Consider the following 17,705-nt stretch of genomic DNA (forward strand, 5'->3'; position numbering starts at 1 on the left):
TCGAACACAATGCCCGATCAGCGAATTGACGATTTTTTGTCCACTGCGCACCATCGACCCCACATTGACGCCGGGTTGCGGCGCGAGCCTCAATGCAGACCCAGACCACACCATAAGAATTTCAAGAACGGGTGCACCTTATGATTCCTTCCCAGAGTTCCCGCCTGGCCCCCGGCCTGAGTGCCGCCCAAGACGGCATCGGCGACAAGATCCGTGGCGCCATGGCCGTGGGCAAGACCCGTTGGGGCATGCTTGCCCTGGTGTTTTTCGCCACCACCCTGAACTACATCGACCGCGCCGCCCTTGGGGTCATGCAGCCGATCCTGGCCAAGGAGATGAGCTGGACGGCGATGGACTACGCCAATATCAACTTCTGGTTCCAGGTCGGTTATGCGGTCGGCTTCCTGCTGCAAGGTCGCCTGATCGACCGGATCGGCGTCAAGCGTGTGTTCTTCTGCGCCGTGCTGCTCTGGAGCCTGGCAACCGGCGCACATGGCCTGGCCACTTCGGCGGTGGGCTTCATGGTCTGCCGCTTCATCCTCGGCCTGACCGAAGCCGCCAATTACCCGGCCTGCGTCAAGACCACGCGGCTGTGGTTCCCGGCCGGCGAACGGGCCGTGGCCACCGGCATCTTCAATGCCGGCACCAACGTTGGCGCGATGTTCACGCCGATGCTGCTGCCGCTGATCCTGCACGTGTGGGGCTGGCAGGCCGCGTTCCTGTGCATGGCCGCGCTGGGCGGGATCTGGTTGCTGTTCTGGGGCCTGAAATACTTCAACCCGGAAGATCACCCCAGCGTCAAACAGTCGGAACTGGACTACATCCAGGCCCAGGAAGAACCGGACCAGGTCCGCGTACCGTTCTCCCGTATCCTGCGCATGCGCGGCACCTGGGCCTTCGCCCTGGCCTACTCGATTACCGCGCCGGTGTTCTGGTTCTACCTCTACTGGCTGCCGCCGTTTCTCAACCAGCAATACAACCTGGGCATCAACGTGACCCAGATGGGCATCCCGCTGATCATCATCTACCTGACCGCCGACTTCGGCAGCGTCGGCGGCGGGATCCTGTCCTCGTTCCTGATCGGTCGCGGGGTCAACCCGATCAAGGCGCGACTGGTCTCCATGCTGCTGTTCGCCTGCTGCATCGTTGGGGTGATCATGGCCGCCGGCTCCAGCAGCCTGTGGGTGGCGGTGTTTGCCATTTCCCTGGCCATCGGCGCGCACCAGGCCTGGACCGCGAACATCTGGAGCCTGGTCATGGATTACACGCCCAAGCACATGATGAGCACGGTGTTCGGCTTCGGCGGCATGTGCGCGGCCGTCGGCGGGATGTTCATGACCCAGTTGGTGGGGCACATCCTGACCGTCACCAATAACAACTACACGGTGCTGTTCACCCTGATTCCGGCGATGTATTTCATTGCGCTGATCTGGATGTACTTCATGGCGCCGCGCAAGGTTCCGACCCTGGAAAACTGACCGTGAACTAACGGACAGCGATTTACCCGTGGCGAGGGAGCTTGCTCCCGCTCGATTGCGCAGCAATCGTAAAAAAGCGAGGGCCGCTTCGCAGCCCAGCGGGAGCAAGCTCCCTCGCCACGAGAGGCTTGTATAACCAGAGGAAGGGTTGTGCTAGCAAGCCATCAAGGGTGTGTACAGCCCGTCACTTGCGCCGCTGCTGCCACGCCGCTGCCAATCCACTCAAGCAGATCAGGACGATACCGACTACCGTGGTCAGCGTCGGCGTATGGCTGAACAACAGCCAGCCAAGCAGCCCCGCGAAGATAATCTGGCAATACCCGAATGGCGCCAGCAACGCCGGGGCGGCGAAGCGGAAGGCCTGGGTCAGCATCAGGTGCGCGGTCATCCCGCAGGCACCCAATGCGAGCATCATCAAGCCGTGGGTCACGCTGGGCACTTGCCAGAAGAACGGCACCAGCGCGCTCATCACCAGGGTATTGCACAGCCCTGCAAAAAAGTTGCTGGTGGTCGGGCTGTCGATCTCACTGAGCTTGCGCGTGAGCAATTGGTAGAAGCAGAAAAACAGCGCCGAACAGAACGGCAACAGCACCGCCGGCGTGAACAGATCACCACCGGGGTGAACGATGATCAGCACCCCGATGAAACCGAAGATCACCGCGATCCACTGACCGCGCGTCACGTGTTCGCCCAGCAACGGCACTGACAGCGCGGTGACCAGCACGGGGGCGAGGAAGTTGACCGCGGTCGCCTCGGCCAAGGGGATGTACATCAGCGCCGTGGTGAAAAACAGACTGGTGCCCAACAGGCACAACGCCCGGGCCAGTTGCCACAACGGACGCTTGGTCCGCAGCACCCGCAGCCCAGAGCGCGGCAGGAAAATGCCCGCCATCAACAACGTGTGCACCACGTAACGGGCCCAGACCACCATGATGATCGGATAAAAACCCGAGAGATATTTGGACAACGCGTCGTGACTGGAGAACAGGAACGTTGCGACCAGAATAAGCACGATGCCCTTGAAAGCCTGGTTGACGCCGGAGAGCGGAGTGCTGACGGTCATGAGGGAAACCTGCGTTGCTTGATGAAAGGCCGTGATCCTTGATGCACTTGTTGGGCCAGCGAGGATTCCAATAGTTCTGATCCGAAGTGTAATGAAAATTCCGCTCTCGGGCAGGACCGGCGCACCGATGAACCAAAATCCCTGTCAGTTGCCTGAAAGCTCAAGCATGCGCGCACCTTGCGCTCCTGAAAGCTAGACTCTTCGCCACAGCAGCCATTCTTCGCACGGTCATTCAGAGGATTCTCCCCATGTTATGGAAAAAAGGTCGCCGCAGTGACAACGTGGTGGACGCCCGCGGTGACGGTGGGGGCGGCGGCGGGATGCGTTTTGGTGGCGGCAAGGGCTTGAGCCTGACGGCCATTATCCTGATCGTCGGCATCGGCTGGATCACCGGCCAGGACCCCATGCAGATTCTCGGGCAACTGACCGGGCAGATGGACCAGGCTTCCGCGCCCGCTCCTTCGCAAACGCGCCAGGCGCCACCGGCCAACGACGAACAGGCTGAATTCGTGCGCTCCATCCTGGGCGATACCGAAGACACCTGGAGCCAGGTTTTCCAACAGGCCGGGCGCCAGTACCAGCAACCGAAGCTGGTGCTGTTCAGCGGTCGGGTCAACTCGGCGTGCGGCCTGGCTTCCTCGGCGACCGGCCCCTTCTACTGTCCGGCGGACCGGCAGGTTTACCTGGACATGAGTTTCTTCAAGGAAATGTCCCAGCGTTTTTCGGCCGCCGGGGATTTCGCCCAGGCCTACGTCATCGCTCATGAGGTGGGCCACCACGTGCAGACGCTGCTCGGCGTGTCGGCGAAAATCCAGGAAGCGCGCCAGCAAGGCCGGCAAATGGAAGGCGACGGTGGTTTGCTGGTGCGCCAAGAGTTGCAGGCCGATTGCCTGGCGGGCGTCTGGGCCAACCACGCACAAAAGCGCCTGAACTGGCTTGAACCGGGGGATATCGAAGAGGCCTTGACCGCCGCGAATGCCATTGGCGACGATCGTCTTCAGCAACAAGGCCAGGGCCGCGTGGTGCCGGACTCGTTTACTCACGGCACTTCGGCACAACGGGTGCGCTGGTTCAAGACCGGCTTTTCTCAAGGCCAGGTCAGCCAGTGCGACACCTTCGCGGCGAAAACCCTGTAGATGAAGTGGCGGGCATTGATCGGGCTGGTGCTGTGCTGCGCCGTAGCCCAGGCCGAGGAACACGGCGTCAAGGTGATCGCCGAGGGACGCTTGCAGATCAGGGGCGGCGCCATGGCCGTCGGTGTCAGCCCGCCACCGGCCTCGATCGAGCGGGTGCTGATCATCCTCCATGGTCGGCTGCGCAATGCCGATACTTACTTGCACAGCGCTGAAAAAGCCGCGGCACAGGCCAGTCAGTCGGCGACGACGTTGATCATTGCCCCACAATTTCTCAACGAACATGACGTAGCGCGCCATCAGTTGCCTGCTGAAATCCTGCGCTGGCAGGGCAACGACTGGATGGCGGGCGGCCTGTCCACGGGGCCGAAACCGCTCAGTTCATTTCAGGTGCTGGACGACATCGTTGCGCGGGTCAGCGACCGCCAGCAGTTTCCCGCAGTGAAAGACATCGTCATCGCCGGCCACTCCGGCGGCGCCCAAGTGGTGCAGCGCTATGCCCTGCTTGCCCATGGCACTTATCGCATCAGCCCACGGTTCGTGATCGCCAACCCTTCGTCCTATGCCTACCTGGACGCACAGCGGCCCATGGCGTTCGACCCGGTCAGTTGCCCAGGCTTCAATCGCTGGAAATACGGCCTGGAAAACCTGCCCGCCTACGCTACCGTGCAAACGCCCGCCCAGCTCGAGGATCGCTACATCAAGCGCGACATCGTCTATCTGCTTGGGCAACAGGACATCGACCCGGAACATCCGGCGCTGGATAAAGGTTGTGAAGCGCAGACACAAGGGGCGTATCGGCTGCTACGGGGGCATTTCTTTTTTGACTACCTGACCCGGCGTCACCCGCAAGGGTTGAATCAGCGACTGATCGAAGTGCCCGGGGTTGGACATGATGGGGATGGGATGTTCAATTCGCCGGAGGGGTTGAAGGTGCTGTTTGGGCAGTGAGCGTTGTGTCGACCGGGAAACCCTTTCGCGAGCAGGCTCGCTCCCACAGGGGATCTGCGGTGGTCCTGAATCGCTGTGGGAGCGAGCCTGCTCGCGAAAGCGGCAAGTCAGGCACCGCCCGAATCAAGCCGAAAGCATCCGCCGCAACACGGCGCAATCACGCGCATGCCAGTCCGTCAGCTCAGGCCAGGGATTGTCCGGCAGATTCACCAGCACCGTCCGCGCCCCCGCCGCGCGACCGCAGTCGAGGTCAAAGCGGTAGTCACCCACCATCACCATGGTCTCGGGCGCCACGTTCCAGGCCTCGGCCAGTTTCAACAGGCCACCGGGATGAGGTTTGGGCGGCGCTTCATCACGGCCGAGAACGTCCTCCACGGCAAAACAATCGGCCAGGCCGATCGCCTCAAGCGTCACGTGGGCGAGCTCGCGTGCGTTGCGCGTCAGGATGCCCAGGCGATAACCACGCCCGGCCAACTCGCGGACCAGCTCCACCGCCCCCGGCGCGGGCCTGGAGCCCAGCGCCAGGTCCCGCTCGTGTTCCAGCAACCAGGCATGTTTGGCCGCGGCTTCTTCAGCGGGCAATCCCGCCAGATGCGTGAGGATGTCGTCTTCAGGCGGAATCGCCAGGGCCACGCGGATCGCGGCGAAATCATGCACGGCGATGGTCAGCGTGCCGTCCATGTCGAACACCCAGTGCCGCACATCGGCCAGGCTCATGCCCAGTCCTTGCGATGGCGGATCAGGCCTTCCTGGGTCACCGAGGCCACCAGTTGCCCGGCGCGATTGAACACACTGCCCCGGGAGAAACCACGGGAATTGCCGGCCCAGGGGCTGTCCATGGCGTAGAGCAACCAGTCATCGGCGCGCAGGTCGGCGTGGAACCACAACGCGTGGTCGAGGCTGGCGACCTGCATGTCCTTGTGCCAGACCGATTTGCCATGAGGCAGCAACGAGGTGGTCAGCAGGCCGAAATCCGACGCGTAGGCCAGCAGGTATTTATGCAGGGCCGGGGAATCCGCCAAGGCGCCATCGGCACGAAACCACACGTACTTGACCGGATCGGCCGGTTGCGGGTTGTACGGGTCCTTTTCGGTGACCGGGCGCACCTCGATCGGCTTGGGGCACAGCAGTTTTTCACGCATGTGTTCAGGCAACAGGTGCGCGCGCTGCTGGGTCAGTTCCAGTTCCGACGGCAGGTTCTCCGGCCCGACGACCTGCGGCATGGTGCTCTGGTGCTCGAAGCCCTGCTCGTCGTACTGGAACGACGCGCTGCAGGTGAAGATCGGGTTGCCCTTCTGGATCGCCGTGACCCGTCGGGTGCTGAAGCTGCCGCCATCACGCACGCGATCCACTTGGTAGACCACCGGCAACGCCGCATCGCCCGGACGCAGGAAGTAGCCATGCATCGAATGCACATGGCGCGCCTCTTCCACGGTCTGGCTGGCCGCCGACAGCGACTGGCCCAGCACTTGGCCGCCGAACAGCTGGCGAAAGCCCAGGTCCTGGCTGCGACCGCGAAACAGGTTCTCTTCGATCGGTTCCAGGGTCAGCAGGTCGACCAGATCTTCCAACACGTGGCTCATTCAGATTTTCCTCACACAGCACAAAACCGCGCAGGCTGTGCTGCGGCGGCGGATCGATAATTGGCCCGGGCCATTTTGGCGGGCATTGTAAACGTCCGTGTCGGTTAACCGTGAAGGGTCTGCAACCATTGCTCACGATTGATGCGATAGAGCACATGGTGACGCAATGGATGACCGACCGCGAGCTTTGGGTGTTCGAAATCATCGTCCGGATCGTGCTGCATGCCGATGGCCTGCATGACCTTCTGCGAAGGCAAGTTATCCACAGCGGTAAACGCCACCACTTCATCCAGGCCCAGGCGGTCGAAGGCGCAACGCAACGCGGTCCATGCGGCTTCGCTGGCATACCCCAGCCCCCAGTGTTCGCGCGCCAGGCGCCAGCCGATTTCCACCGCCGGGGTGAAATGCGCATCGAACCCGACCACGCCCAGCCCGGTAAAACCGATGAAGGCACCGGTGTCCTTGCGCTCCAATGCCCACAAACCAAAACCATGCTCGGCAAAATGCCCGCGCACCCGGCCGATCAACGCAGCGCTTTCCAGGCGACTCAGGGGGGCCGGAAAATAACGCATCACTTGCGGATCGGCAGACATCGCCGCAAACGCCGGCAGGTCTTCATCGCGCCACTGCCGCAGAATCAGCCGTGCGCTTTCCACTTCCAGTATCGGCTCCATCTTCACTCCCTTTCCATGCCCAGAGTCTACATCGCTGGTAGGATCCGTCACTCACCCGCCACTGAAAACACCATGCCGCTACCGCTGATCTACCACGAAGACTACAGCCCCGAATTCCCTGCGGAGCACCGTTTCCCCATGGACAAGTTCCGCCTGCTGCGCGATCACCTGGTGGACAGCGGCCTGGCCCGGGACGCGGACCTGCTGCGTCCGGCCCTATGCCCGCCGGACATCCTTGCCTTGGCCCACGATCGCGCCTATATCGAACGCTACATGGGCGGCGAGTTGTCCCGCGAAGACCAACGGCGCCTCGGCCTGCCCTGGAGCGAAGCCTTGGCTCGCCGAACGGTACGCGCCGTCGGCGGATCACTGCTGGCCGCCGAGCAGGCCCTCGAACACGGACTGGCCTGTCATCTGGCCGGCGGTACGCACCACGCCCACTACGACCACCCGGCCGGATTTTGCATCTTCAATGACCTGGCGGTGATCAGCCGCTATTTCCTCGCCAGCGGTCAGGTCTCGCGAGTGCTGATTTTCGACTGCGACGTGCACCAGGGCGACGGTACGGCTCGAATACTCCATGACACTCCCGACGCCGTGACAGTTTCCTTGCACTGCGAAAAGAATTTTCCTGCACGCAAGGCGCAAAGCGACTGGGATATTCCCCTGCCGATGGGCATGGAGGACGCCGCCTACCTGAAAGTCGTCGATGACGCGCTCAATTACCTGCTGCCGCTCTATCAGCCCGATCTGGTGCTCTATGACGCCGGCGTCGATGTACACAAGGACGATGCCCTCGGTTACCTGAAGCTGACCGACGAAGGCCTCGCCGCCCGGGACGAGAGCGTCATGCGCCATTGCCTGGGCCGGGACATTCCGGTGGTCGGCGTGATCGGCGGCGGCTACAGCAAGGACCGCAAGGCCCTGGCCCGCCGGCACGGAATCCTGCACCACAGCGCACAGAAGGTCTGGACGTCATCAGGTTGTCATTGAAGCCGGGGTGCGTTACCCACAATGCCTGTGGAGCGGCCTGTGGATAACCTGAGCGAAAGGGCCTGCAACCTATGCCGTCTATAGCTCGCAAGAGCTTGGCTGTTTTTTAACCAGACTTTCCACGCATCCTATATCCCCCTTGTGGGAGCGAGCCCGCTCGCGATGGCGGTGTTTCAGAGGCGTTGATGTAACTGGTTCACCGCAATCGCGAGCAAGCTCGCTCCCGCAGGGATATCAGTGAAGCGTGCTGATAGAATGCCTCGCCTATTCCCGCCCCACAGCCCGATCATGACCTCGACCACCAAGCCTTCCACCCCAAACATCGCCATCATCGGCGGCGGCCCGGCCGGCCTCATGGCGGCCGAGGTGTTGAGCCAGGCCGGCCTCCAGGTCGACCTGTACGACGGCATGCCATCGGTGGGCAGGAAATTTCTGCTGGCCGGTGTCGGCGGCATGAATATCACTCACTCGGAAGCTTTCCCGGCGTTCCTCTCCCGCTACGGCGAACGCACGCCGAATATCGCCCCGCTGCTGCGGGCATTCGGCGCCGATGAGTTGTGCGAATGGATTCATGGCCTGGGCATCGACACCTTTGTCGGCAGCTCCGGGCGGGTATTTCCTACCGATATGAAGGCCGCCCCGCTGCTGCGCGCCTGGCTCAAGCGCCTGCGCGATGCCGGCGTGCTGATTCATACGCGCCACCGCTGGCTTGGCTGGAATGCCGACGGCAGCCTGCGCATTGCCAGCGCGGACGGGGAAAAGGCCCTACAGCCCGACGCGACCTTATTGGCGCTGGGAGGCGGCAGTTGGTCACGCCTGGGCTCCGACGGTGCCTGGATGTTGCCGCTGGAACAGCGCGGCGTCCTCCTCGCGCCCTTGCAGCCAAGCAACTGCGGGTTCGATGTGCCGGGCTGGAGCGATCTGATGATCGCCAAATTTGCCGGCACCCCACTGAAGAACATTGCCATCGGCCTCGACGATGACGTGCCACGCCTCGGCGAATGCGTCATCACCGCCACCGGCATCGAGGGCAGCCTGATCTATGCGCTATCGGCGCGGATTCGTGAGGCTATCAACCAACACGGCAGCGCGACCATTCATCTGGATCTTCTGCCGGGCCGGCCTGTGGACAAGATTCTCCTGGCATTGAGCAAGCCGCGCGGTTCTCGCTCGATGGCCAAGCATCTGCACAGCCAGTTGGGGCTCGACGGGGTCAAGGCAGCGTTGTTACGGGAACTGACTTCAGCCGATTGTTTTGCCGACATGGCGCGGCTGGCCCAGGCGATCAAGGCATTGCCGGTCACGCTGGTGAAAACCCGTCCGCTGGACGAAGCCATTAGCAGTGCCGGCGGCGTGACCTTCGAGGCACTCGATGAGCGACTGATGCTCAAGCAAGTGCCCGGCGTTTTCTGCGCGGGAGAGATGATCGATTGGGAAGCGCCGACTGGCGGATACTTGCTTACGGCATGCTTTGCCAGCGGTCGTGCGGCGGGGTTGGGGATGGTGGAGTGGCTACAGCGCCAGGCTTGAAATCTTTGTTGCCGCCTTCGCGAGCGGGCTCGCTCCCACAGGGATCGGGCGCTGGACACCAGAGCGGTGAACACCACAGAGCCCTTGTGGGAGCGAGCCTGCTCGCGAAAGCAATCTATCCGACGCAGCAAATCATCAAGGCTTACGCTTGCGCGGCCCGGTATTGAACACTGGCACTTTTCGCACAGGTTTCACCGAAGGCTCCACCGGCCCCGAGTCGCCACTGTCCACCCACTTGCCAAGGTTGCGCTTGCCGCTACCGCCGGAAGCTTTCGGTTTCTTCGGCTTTTTCGGTTTCTTGATCACCTGGCCGCTGGCATCGGTTTCCGGCACGCGATGCTCAGGTTCGAAATCATGTTCCATCTGCCGGGGCAATGCCTGGCGGGTCAGGGTTTCAATGGCCGACAGCAGATTCACTTCATCGGCGCAGACCAGGGAAATCGCCTGCCCGGTGGCACCCGCACGGCCCGTACGGCCGATACGGTGGATGTAGTCCTCGGCGACGATCGGCAAATCGAAGTTCACCACCAGCGGCAAGTCCTCGATGTCCAAGCCACGGGCCGCGACGTCGGTGGCCACCAGGATCTGCACTTCGCTGGCCTTGAAACGATCCAGCGCACGCTGGCGGGTCGCCTGGGGTTTGTCGCCGTGGATGCCATCGGCGTTGACGCCCAGGCCCTGGAGTTTTTCCACCAGTGCATCGACGCCGTTGCGGGTCTTGGCAAATACCAGCACCTGCTTCCACTTGTGCTTGCGCATCAGGTGGATGAACAGTTCCGGCTTGCGCTTCTTGTCCACCGTCACCACCCATTGCTTGACGGTGTTGGCGGCCACGTTGCGCGGGCTCACTTCGATGCTCAGCGGGTCGTTGAGCATCTGCCCGGCCAGCAGGCGGATCGCATCGGAGAAGGTCGCCGAGAACAGCAAGGTCTGGCGCTTCTTCGGCAGGGCCCTATAGATGTTCGCCAGTTCCTCGGAGAAGCCCAGGTCGAGCATGCGGTCGGCCTCGTCCAGCACCAGGGTCTGCAACTGATTGAACTTCAGCGCGTTCTGGCGGAACAGGTCGAGCAAGCGGCCCGGCGTGGCGACCAACAGATCGACGCCTTTGCGCAGCTTCATCATTTGCGGGTTGATGCTGACACCGCCGTACACGGCGTAGGTGCTCAGCGGCAGGTTCTGGGCGTACTGGCGCACGCTTTCGTGGACCTGCTCGGCCAGCTCGCGGGTCGGCACAAGGATCAGCGCGCGCACCGAGTTGGCGGCAACTTTCGGCCCTTCGGTGGTCAACAACTGCAACAGCGGCACGGCGAAACCGGCGGTCTTGCCGGTGCCGGTCTGGGCTGCGGCCATCAGGTCGCGACCGGCGAGCACCGCCGGCATGGCTTGGGCCTGGACTGGGGTCGGCGTCTGGTAGCCGAGCGTCTCGAGGGCGCGCAGCAGGGGTTCGATCAGGCCAAGAGTGGCGAAAGTCATGGAGATACCGTAGGAAAAATCAGCGCAAGGTGTGCAATGCGCGGCAGTTTACCCTAAATCATGATTCGGCCGGTGCGGGCTTGGGCTTGCGCCACTGCGGCAACCCGATCAGGACCACGGCGCTGATAATCACCAGCATCGCCAAGGCCTCTTCGATACCGATGGTTTCCCCGGCGAAGACGATCCCCAGCAACACCGCCACCGCCGGGTTGACATAGGCGTAGCTGGTGGCTGCGGCCGGACGCACATGCTTGAGCAAGTACATGTAGGCGTTGAAGGCGATGATCGAACCGAAACCGATCAGATAGACCAGCGCGAACCAGCCTTCCAGCGGCGGCATGCTTTCCAGGCGCTCGCCACTGGCGAAGCTGCCGATCAACAGCACCACACCGGCCACCAGCATCTCCACGGCGCTGGCCATCGCTCCCGCCGGCAACGGCAGGTGTTTGCTCAACACCGAGCCGAAGGCCCAGGAAGCCGCCGCAAACACCAACAAGGCCGCCCCCATCGGGCTCGATTGCAGGTTGGAACCGAGGTTGAGCATGGCGATACCGATCAGCCCCAATACAATCCCGGCCCATTCCAGACGGGTATTACGCGCGCCCCAGAAATATCCGCAGAGCAAGGTAAACAAAGGCACCGTCGCCACGGCCAACGCCGCCACGCCCGAGGCCACGCCCATATGCTCGGCGATACTCACCGCGCCATTGCCGAACGTCAGCAACAACACCCCAATCAGCGCCCCGGCCTTCCACTGCGCCCAGGTCGGCGCCGGTGCCCCGCGCCAGCGCAGGAAGCCATACATCAACGACCCGGCGATCACGAAACGAATCCCGGCCAGCAGCAAGGGCGGCCAATGCTCGACGCCGATGCGAATCACCAGATAGGTCGATCCCCAGATGACGTACAAAGCGAAGAAGGCAGCGATCAATGGCAACGGAAAACGGCGTGGGCCAGGCATGTTCAGCTCGAAGTCAGGACGATGAAACCTGTCATTCTAAAAAGGCAATCGACAGAAATTAAGTTACAAAATCTGTTTATCCGAGCCATACACTTTTCATTGTGGGAGCGAGCCTGCTCGCGAAGGCGTCCGCCCTGCCAACATCTGTGGTGGCTGACACACTGCTTTCGCGAGCAGGCTCGCTCCCACAGGAGAGTTGTGCAGTGTTCAGAACCCGCGATGGCGCTTGAGATGCTCGTTGATCTTCGCTGCCGGCACCTTCTGCAAGCTGCACAGCAGGTCATGGGACAGCTCTCGCAACCCATGCTTTTGCCGCAGCTCCGAGGCCAGGTGCGCGGTGAGGTTGGCGGCCATTTCGGCGTCGGCCATGGCCCGGTGAGCCTGGCCGGTGTGGGGCAGGCCGGCGAAAGCGTTGAGCGTGCCGAGCTTGTGGTTCGGCGCCGCTGGCATCAGGCGTCGGGCCAACAGCAGTGAACAGGCAAAATTCTGCAGGCGGGTGCGCTTGATTCGTCCCAGTTCGAAGTCCCAGAACTTCTGGTCGAACGCGGCATTGTGAGCCAGCAGCGGCGTGATGCCGACGAACTCGTTGACCTCGTTCATGACCTTTTCCGCTGGCGGTGCGCTGCGCAGCATGGCATTGCTGATACCGGTCAGTTGATCGATGAAGGCCGGGACGCGCACGCCGGCGTTCATCAGGCTCTGGTAACGGTCGACTATCCGGCCTTGCTCAAGTATCACCACGGCAATTTCGGTGGCCCGGCAACCGCTGCTCGGGGTGATGCCGGTGGTTTCAAAGTCGATGACTGCGATACGTTCCAAACCGGTGAGGCTCCTTGAAAATCAGTTCTTGAGCAGCAACGCGCCTTCGATCGGCACGTAGCGGCTGGCGGCGCGGATCAGCGAGTTGGCGGTCAACCCAGGGACTCCATAGGCCACAGCCTGCACGCCGTGTTTGATGATGATGCGTTCGAGCAACATGTCGAAATCGCCATCACCGGAGGCCAGGACCACCTCGTCGACATGGTCGGCGGCGTCCATGATGTCCAGGGTGATGCCCACGTCCCAGTCGCCCTTGGCCGAGCCATCGCTGCGCTGGATATAGGGCTTGAGTTTCACGGTGAACCCCAGGTTGCGCAGGATCTGCTGGAACTGCTGTTGCTTGCTGTCACCGCGATCGATCGCGTAGGCATAGGCCTCGACGATCTGCCCCTGCTTGCTCACATCGGCCCACAGCGCGGCATAGTTGAAGTGGCAACCATAGGCCTGGCGCACGGTGTAGTAGAGGTTCTGGACATCGGCGAACACTGCGATTTTTTTCACCGCGTTTCCTCTTGAATGCACACGCGCGCAGGCCACCCGGGCCGAAAAGTCGCCCAGTATGCCAGTCTCGAGGAGCGTTCCGCGAATAATCGGCCCGAGGCGCCAGGGCGCCCCGGACGAACGGCGGATCAGACGAAAGAGTCGTCGTCGCCGAACAAGGACGAATCGTCGCTGTAGTCGGCGTCGCTGAAACCGCCCTGGTCGTTGCCATAGCTATTGTTGCCGTCGCTATCGCTGTCGGCCACGCGCTGATCATCGCCCCAACCGCTGTCACCGTTGTTGGCGGCGTCATTGACCGGCTGGGCCGGCTCTTCCTTGAGGACCTCGACGATCTCCTGGGGTTGATTGCTGTGGAACAGGCTACTGATGCCCTGGGCGAGCATCACACCACCGGCCACGCCCGCTGCGGTTTTCAAGGCACCGCCGAGAAAGCTGCCCGCCGCCGGGGCCTGCTGTTGCGGCGCGGCATAGTTGCCGGGCGCAGCGCCAAAGCCAGGCTGGGCCGGCGCATTGAAGGAGGGCCTGGCCGGTTCGCGCCAGCCGCCACCGCCGGATGCCGGTGCGCTTGCTGGTCGTGAATCGCGGTTGCTGCCGCCGAAGATGCTCGAAAGGAAACCACCGCCGCCGCTTGGCGCCGAAGTCTGGCTGCGGGCCTGCTGCAATTCGCCCTGCAATTGCTCGACCTGTTGGGCGAGCTGTCTGTTCTGCTCGTCCAGGCGCTTGATCGCTGCCTCTTGCACCAGGATCGCCTGGGCCATGAAATAGCCCGCGGCAGGCTGGTTGGCCAAGTGTTCCTTGATCCGCGCCTCGGCCTGGGCGTCGCGCGGGGCTGAATCCTTTTCGGCCTGCTGCAGCCGTGAAAACAGTCCATCGATCAGGGTTTGTTCTTCGCTGTTCATGGCGACCTCATCAGATTGCCGGATTAAAACCAGGCCGGTCGCAAAGACCGGTGCGATTCAGTAATGGGGTTGCGCAGGATGCTTTCAATGGTCTTTACCTGATGTTTACGTTTGCTTGTGCGGTCGCTTGATCGGTTAAAGTGTCGGACCGCTTTTTCGAACTGCGATACCGACTCATGAATCCGTTAGAAGTACTGCGTGACTCCTTGTATTTTTTCAAGCGCAACCTGGGCCGGATCGCCCAGCTGTGCCTGCCGCTGGTAATACTTGAGGCGGTCCTCCAACAAGGGGTGGACAGCGCCATCGGCGCCGACGGTTTCTCCGGCTACAGCGTGATCGTCGGTCTCCTCGTGTACCCGCTGTATACCGCGGCGTTGATCCTGTTTCTCGATGCCCGCAGTCGCGGCGAAGCCCCGCGTGCCCGTGACTTGCTCGCGGCAGCCCTCCTCCAGTGGCCGCGCTTCGCCTTGCTGACCGCCCTTAATACGTTGCTGATCCTGATCGGCATTTCCTTGTACTTCCTGCCGGGGTTGTGGCTGATGGTCGTCCTCGCCTTCGGTGAATACCTGTTGGTTTTGCGGGGCATGGCGCCCTTGGCGGCCATGAAGGAAAGCGCGCGCCTGAGTCGAGGCAATTTCTGGCGAATCCTGTTATGCATCCTCGCCGTAATGGTCCCGTTGTGGCTGCTCAAGGGCGCCAGCGTCTCGGTGTATCCGCCGCCGCAGAACCCCTTCATCAGTTTGCTGATCGACAGCGTCCACAGTTTCCTGCAACTGTTCACCACCGTGGTGCTGTTCCGAATGTTCATGTTGATTGCAGAAAAACCCGAGCCATGACCCGTCTGCTGCGATACACCTTGCTGGGCCTGTTGTTGCTCGTCGGCATTGCGGCCTTTTCCATCTATGGCCCGACCTGGCGCCCACAGGCCCGGGAAGCGATGCCCGTCAGCTGCGCCGCGAACGCCCCACCGCTGGTGCCCGGCCAAGCCCTGAAGGTGATGACCTGGAACGTCCAGTTCCTGGCTGGCAAGCGCTACGTGTTCTGGCACGACCTGGCCGAGGGCGACGATGAAAGCCCGACCCCGGAAGACATGGCCTTCAGCCTCGACGAAGTGGCACGGGTCATTCGCGACGAACAGCCGGACGTGGTGCTATTGCAGGAACTCGACAACGGCGCCAAGGCCAGCGACTACCAGAATCAGCTCAAGCTCTTGCAGGAACGGCTGGCCGACCTCTATCCCTGCGGCACCAGCGCTTTTGACTGGAAAGCCGATTTCATTCCCAGCCCACATATCTTCGGCAGCGTTGGCCGCCAGTTGGCGACGCTGAGCCGCTATCGCATCGACCACGCCGAGCGGGTGCAATTGCCGGTGGCCGAGGCGAACTTCATCACCCGCCAGTTCCAGCCGAAAAATGCCTTGCTGGTGAGTTACCTGCCCCTGAGCGGCGGCGGCCAACTGGCGGTGCTCAATACACATCTGGAGCGGGCCACCCAGCCGGACGACACTGCGCGCGCGCAAGTCAGCGCGATAGCCAAGGCCTTGGACAAGCTTGAATCCGCCGGCACTCCCTGGCTGACCGGGGGAGACTTCAACCTGTTACCCCTGGGCCAATACCGACGCCTGCCCACCGAGCAACGCTCACCCTACTCCGCCGACAGCGAATTGCACCTGCTGTGGGACAAATACCCGATGATCCCCACCAACAACGAGGCCAGCGGCATCGACCGCGCAAACTGGCTGACCCACTACCCCAACGACCCCGGCCTCAACGGTCCCGACCGGACCGTCGATTACCTGTTCTACAGCCCCCGCCTCAAACGGGTCGAAGCCCAGGTCCGGCAGGACGATACGTTGCGCATTTCCGATCATTTGCCGGTGATCGCGCGGTTTCTGTTGCCGGCGATGCCCTGACCGCAGTGACCAGCAGCGCAAAAATTTAAAGCTGCGCACCCTCTATGCAGACAATCACTTGCAATATCCAGAACCACATACCTGCAACTCATTTATTCCTGCCAACTAAGCAAGGGGCTAATATCTGCAAACCCAATAAGAGTTCAACCGATGATTACTCCAGTCGACGCGGTGCCCAACCCCCACACAGAAAGTCTATCCAGCGCGCCTAAATACGCTTGGGCAAAGTCCATACTATTTGTACAGAACTATCAGGGAACCGGTGGCACCGAAAACATTGGAAACATGTTGGCCCAGCACAACAGCGGAGCCACAGGTGCCCAGCTGAAACTCAGTAACGCGACACTTATTGATGTCACCCTGAAGGGCGACGGTAGTAAATTCCCTCTGCACAACCACATCACGCAAACCGACCAGAACGGTATCACCAGAACAACGCTGGAAGTGATAGCCTGGGATTCGAACAGCAACTTCAGCGACATACAATCACAAGCGGGGCGCCATATCGGAAGGGGGCCATTCGGGCTGGCAATAGAAAAAATCTGTCTGAAAAACTATTTCCTGAACCTGGGTCACAAGACGACAAAATCCGAAACAACAACCAACGCCCAGAGCAATGCCAATCGACTTGACGGCGTACTTATAAAATCGCCGGACGGCTTCGAATTAAACCCGTCAGCGATCGCCAGCATGAAGGAGGCCATAGAGGACGCCGCGCCTCATGTCGTTTATGTTGCACAAGACCATGCCACTACGCTGGTCACTGAGGCAATCAAGCAGCTGAACGATGTTCGGCCAATTGGGGAACGGATTGGAATAGTCTACGGTATCCACCGGGAAGACCTTTCAGTAGAGGACACGTTGAACAATGAAAAGGACTTCTGCGTGGCAACAAATATGCGGGCATCTTATGGCGCTATCCAGGTCGCAGTGGTCTGTTCTCGCTCGGCGGGACAAAACTATGCAAGTGTCGGTGGCAACCCATACGCATTAAAAGAAGTTGAAAACGGTACCGATTGCGAAAAATTTGCTCGTAACGATAAAGCACGCCACCAATTCAGAGAACAGCATGATATTCCACAAGACGCCAAGGTCATCACCTTGGCCGGCAGATACTCGCCCGAAAAAGACATGACTGCATGCGTCAGAATAGTCAGCGAAGTGTTACAAAGACCAGGTAATGAAGCCGTACATTTTGTCGGATGCGGCGCGATGTTAAGTTCGGATAACCGCGATCTGCAAAATCTGCTGAAAAATACGCTGGGCGACCTTCAGTCATTAAAGGAGCGCATTCATTTTCTCGGCTTTCAGGACATGCCAGCGGTGATGTCCGCGACGGACATCGTCCTTTCTACTTCCCGGACCGAATCCTGGGGCCTTACATTGCTGGAGGCAGCGGCCGCGGGGTGTATAGCCGTTTATTCTGACCTACCCGGTACACGCAATGCCATGGGCCGCCTCGCTGAAGATTACAGCCTGTGTGTCAAACGACAGCAGGCCGAAAAACCCGACCCGCTTTTTCCGAACTACAGAATGCTATCCGATGAATCCATTGGTGAGTTTGTCGATAAATTGCAGGAAGCGCTGGCGTTAAGCGAAGATCCTGAAGCCAGACAAGCGCATCTGGATCGGGCCAGGGAAACCGATATATCAAAGATGTATGACGGCTACCTCGAAGCATTCCAGCAGGCCTATCAGAAAGCCAATTCAACCTTGGCTGGTTTCCCGTTTTGAA

Annotated in this window: 17 protein-coding genes; 8 read left to right on the forward strand and 9 right to left on the reverse strand. The window is 61.2% G+C overall.

What is annotated here, in order from left to right:
- The first annotated feature begins 140 nt into the window (after nucleotides 1-140).
- Entirely contained in the window at nucleotides 141-1,478 is a 1,338-nt protein-coding gene (locus J3P97_RS23310) for an MFS transporter (protein ID WP_434628046.1), read from the forward strand.
- 184 nt (nucleotides 1,479-1,662) lie between these two features.
- On the opposite strand, the gene J3P97_RS23315 is transcribed toward J3P97_RS23310, so the two are convergent.
- A complete protein-coding gene (locus J3P97_RS23315) occupies nucleotides 1,663-2,541 on the reverse strand; it encodes a DMT family transporter (protein WP_434571664.1) in 879 nt (292 codons plus the stop codon).
- A gap of 248 nt (nucleotides 2,542-2,789) precedes the next feature.
- On the opposite strand from J3P97_RS23315, the gene ypfJ reads away from it, so the two are divergent.
- Together ypfJ and J3P97_RS23325 are read left to right on the forward strand one after the other, a co-directional pair.
- Nucleotides 2,790-3,677 (forward strand): KPN_02809 family neutral zinc metallopeptidase, encoded by an 888-nt coding sequence (ypfJ, locus tag J3P97_RS23320; RefSeq protein ID WP_434601895.1) that lies wholly within the window; start codon nucleotides 2,790-2,792, stop codon nucleotides 3,675-3,677.
- Nucleotides 3,678-4,625 (forward strand): alpha/beta fold hydrolase, encoded by a 948-nt coding sequence (locus tag J3P97_RS23325; RefSeq protein WP_434672850.1) that lies wholly within the window; start codon nucleotides 3,678-3,680, stop codon nucleotides 4,623-4,625.
- A 123-nt stretch (nucleotides 4,626-4,748) separates the two neighbouring features.
- Here the strand turns inward: J3P97_RS23325 and J3P97_RS23330 are convergent, their stop codons facing one another.
- The 3 genes from J3P97_RS23330 to J3P97_RS23340 form a co-directional block, all read right to left on the reverse strand.
- A complete protein-coding gene (locus J3P97_RS23330) occupies nucleotides 4,749-5,342 on the reverse strand; it encodes an HAD family hydrolase (protein ID WP_434672851.1) in 594 nt (197 codons plus the stop codon).
- Nucleotides 5,339-6,208: an acyl-CoA thioesterase II gene (tesB, locus tag J3P97_RS23335; protein WP_072411434.1), complete on the reverse strand. Its 870-nt coding sequence runs from the start codon at nucleotides 6,206-6,208 to the stop codon at nucleotides 5,339-5,341. Before tesB ends, J3P97_RS23330 begins: the two co-directional genes overlap by 4 nt.
- 104 nt (nucleotides 6,209-6,312) lie before the next feature.
- Complete coding sequence (locus tag J3P97_RS23340; RefSeq protein WP_434571658.1) at nucleotides 6,313-6,882, reverse strand: GNAT family N-acetyltransferase; 570 nt, start codon at nucleotides 6,880-6,882, stop codon at nucleotides 6,313-6,315.
- 72 nt (nucleotides 6,883-6,954) lie between these two features.
- Between J3P97_RS23340 and J3P97_RS23345 the strand changes: the two genes are divergently transcribed.
- Both J3P97_RS23345 and J3P97_RS23350 read left to right on the forward strand, forming a co-directional pair.
- Complete coding sequence (locus J3P97_RS23345) at nucleotides 6,955-7,875, forward strand: histone deacetylase family protein (RefSeq protein WP_434571656.1); 921 nt, start codon at nucleotides 6,955-6,957, stop codon at nucleotides 7,873-7,875.
- 288 nt (nucleotides 7,876-8,163) lie between these two features.
- Nucleotides 8,164-9,405, forward strand: coding sequence for a TIGR03862 family flavoprotein (locus J3P97_RS23350; RefSeq protein ID WP_434674583.1), 1,242 nt, complete (start codon nucleotides 8,164-8,166; stop codon nucleotides 9,403-9,405).
- 135 nt (nucleotides 9,406-9,540) lie between these two features.
- Here the strand turns inward: J3P97_RS23350 and J3P97_RS23355 are convergent, their stop codons facing one another.
- The 5 genes from J3P97_RS23355 to J3P97_RS23375 form a co-directional block, all read right to left on the reverse strand.
- Nucleotides 9,541-10,878, reverse strand: a complete 1,338-nt coding sequence (locus J3P97_RS23355; protein WP_434672852.1) for a DEAD/DEAH box helicase — start codon at nucleotides 10,876-10,878, stop codon at nucleotides 9,541-9,543.
- A gap of 58 nt (nucleotides 10,879-10,936) precedes the next feature.
- The gene (yedA, locus tag J3P97_RS23360; RefSeq protein WP_434571653.1) at nucleotides 10,937-11,839 is read right to left on the reverse strand and encodes a drug/metabolite exporter YedA; all 903 of its coding nucleotides are present in this window, start codon (nucleotides 11,837-11,839) and stop codon (nucleotides 10,937-10,939) included.
- A 207-nt stretch (nucleotides 11,840-12,046) separates the two neighbouring features.
- Nucleotides 12,047-12,658 carry a 3'-5' exonuclease gene (locus tag J3P97_RS23365; RefSeq protein ID WP_434672853.1) on the reverse strand — a complete coding sequence of 204 codons (612 nt, stop codon included), beginning with the start codon at nucleotides 12,656-12,658 and terminating at the stop codon, nucleotides 12,047-12,049.
- Nucleotides 12,659-12,679: 21 nt separating this feature from the next.
- On the reverse strand, nucleotides 12,680-13,159 hold the full coding sequence (locus J3P97_RS23370) for an NYN domain-containing protein (RefSeq protein WP_434672854.1): 480 nt from the start codon (nucleotides 13,157-13,159) through the stop codon (nucleotides 12,680-12,682).
- A gap of 128 nt (nucleotides 13,160-13,287) precedes the next feature.
- A complete protein-coding gene (locus tag J3P97_RS23375; protein ID WP_434672855.1) occupies nucleotides 13,288-14,058 on the reverse strand; it encodes a DUF2076 domain-containing protein in 771 nt (256 codons plus the stop codon).
- A 176-nt stretch (nucleotides 14,059-14,234) separates the two neighbouring features.
- Here J3P97_RS23375 and J3P97_RS23380 point away from each other — a divergent pair, with 176 nt between their 5' ends.
- The 3 genes from J3P97_RS23380 (at nucleotide 14,235) to J3P97_RS23390 (ending at nucleotide 17,704) form a co-directional block, all read left to right on the forward strand.
- Nucleotides 14,235-14,894 carry a YciC family protein gene (locus J3P97_RS23380; protein ID WP_434571649.1) on the forward strand — a complete coding sequence of 220 codons (660 nt, stop codon included), beginning with the start codon at nucleotides 14,235-14,237 and terminating at the stop codon, nucleotides 14,892-14,894.
- Nucleotides 14,891-15,970, forward strand: a complete 1,080-nt coding sequence (locus J3P97_RS23385) for an endonuclease/exonuclease/phosphatase family protein (RefSeq protein WP_434672856.1) — start codon at nucleotides 14,891-14,893, stop codon at nucleotides 15,968-15,970. The genes J3P97_RS23380 and J3P97_RS23385 overlap by 4 nt, the downstream gene beginning before the upstream one ends.
- Before the next feature lie 150 nt (nucleotides 15,971-16,120).
- Nucleotides 16,121-17,704 (forward strand): glycosyltransferase family 4 protein, encoded by a 1,584-nt coding sequence (locus J3P97_RS23390; RefSeq protein WP_434672857.1) that lies wholly within the window; start codon nucleotides 16,121-16,123, stop codon nucleotides 17,702-17,704.
- Nucleotide 17,705 lies beyond the last annotated feature (1 nt).

The organism is Pseudomonas sp. R1-15, from assembly GCF_051132085.1.
Taxonomy (GTDB): domain Bacteria; phylum Pseudomonadota; class Gammaproteobacteria; order Pseudomonadales; family Pseudomonadaceae; genus Aquipseudomonas.

Excerpts from the sequence above, each read along its gene's own strand:
- J3P97_RS23310 (WP_434628046.1), top strand. The coding sequence starts at position 141 with ATGATTCCTTCCCAGAGTTCCCGCCTGGCCCCCGGCCTGAGTGCCGCC.
- J3P97_RS23315 (WP_434571664.1), bottom strand. The coding sequence starts at position 2,541 with ATGACCGTCAGCACTCCGCTCTCCGGCGTCAACCAGGCTTTCAAGGGC.
- ypfJ (WP_434601895.1), top strand. The coding sequence starts at position 2,790 with ATGTTATGGAAAAAAGGTCGCCGCAGTGACAACGTGGTGGACGCCCGC.
- J3P97_RS23325 (WP_434672850.1), top strand. The coding sequence starts at position 3,678 with ATGAAGTGGCGGGCATTGATCGGGCTGGTGCTGTGCTGCGCCGTAGCC.
- J3P97_RS23330 (WP_434672851.1), bottom strand. The coding sequence starts at position 5,342 with ATGAGCCTGGCCGATGTGCGGCACTGGGTGTTCGACATGGACGGCACG.
- tesB (WP_072411434.1), bottom strand. The coding sequence starts at position 6,208 with ATGAGCCACGTGTTGGAAGATCTGGTCGACCTGCTGACCCTGGAACCG.
- J3P97_RS23340 (WP_434571658.1), bottom strand. The coding sequence starts at position 6,882 with ATGGAGCCGATACTGGAAGTGGAAAGCGCACGGCTGATTCTGCGGCAG.
- J3P97_RS23345 (WP_434571656.1), top strand. The coding sequence starts at position 6,955 with ATGCCGCTACCGCTGATCTACCACGAAGACTACAGCCCCGAATTCCCT.
- J3P97_RS23350 (WP_434674583.1), top strand. The coding sequence starts at position 8,164 with ATGACCTCGACCACCAAGCCTTCCACCCCAAACATCGCCATCATCGGC.
- J3P97_RS23355 (WP_434672852.1), bottom strand. The coding sequence starts at position 10,878 with ATGACTTTCGCCACTCTTGGCCTGATCGAACCCCTGCTGCGCGCCCTC.
- yedA (WP_434571653.1), bottom strand. The coding sequence starts at position 11,839 with ATGCCTGGCCCACGCCGTTTTCCGTTGCCATTGATCGCTGCCTTCTTC.
- J3P97_RS23375 (WP_434672855.1), bottom strand. The coding sequence starts at position 14,058 with ATGAACAGCGAAGAACAAACCCTGATCGATGGACTGTTTTCACGGCTG.
- J3P97_RS23380 (WP_434571649.1), top strand. The coding sequence starts at position 14,235 with ATGAATCCGTTAGAAGTACTGCGTGACTCCTTGTATTTTTTCAAGCGC.
- J3P97_RS23385 (WP_434672856.1), top strand. The coding sequence starts at position 14,891 with ATGACCCGTCTGCTGCGATACACCTTGCTGGGCCTGTTGTTGCTCGTC.
- J3P97_RS23390 (WP_434672857.1), top strand. The coding sequence starts at position 16,121 with ATGATTACTCCAGTCGACGCGGTGCCCAACCCCCACACAGAAAGTCTA.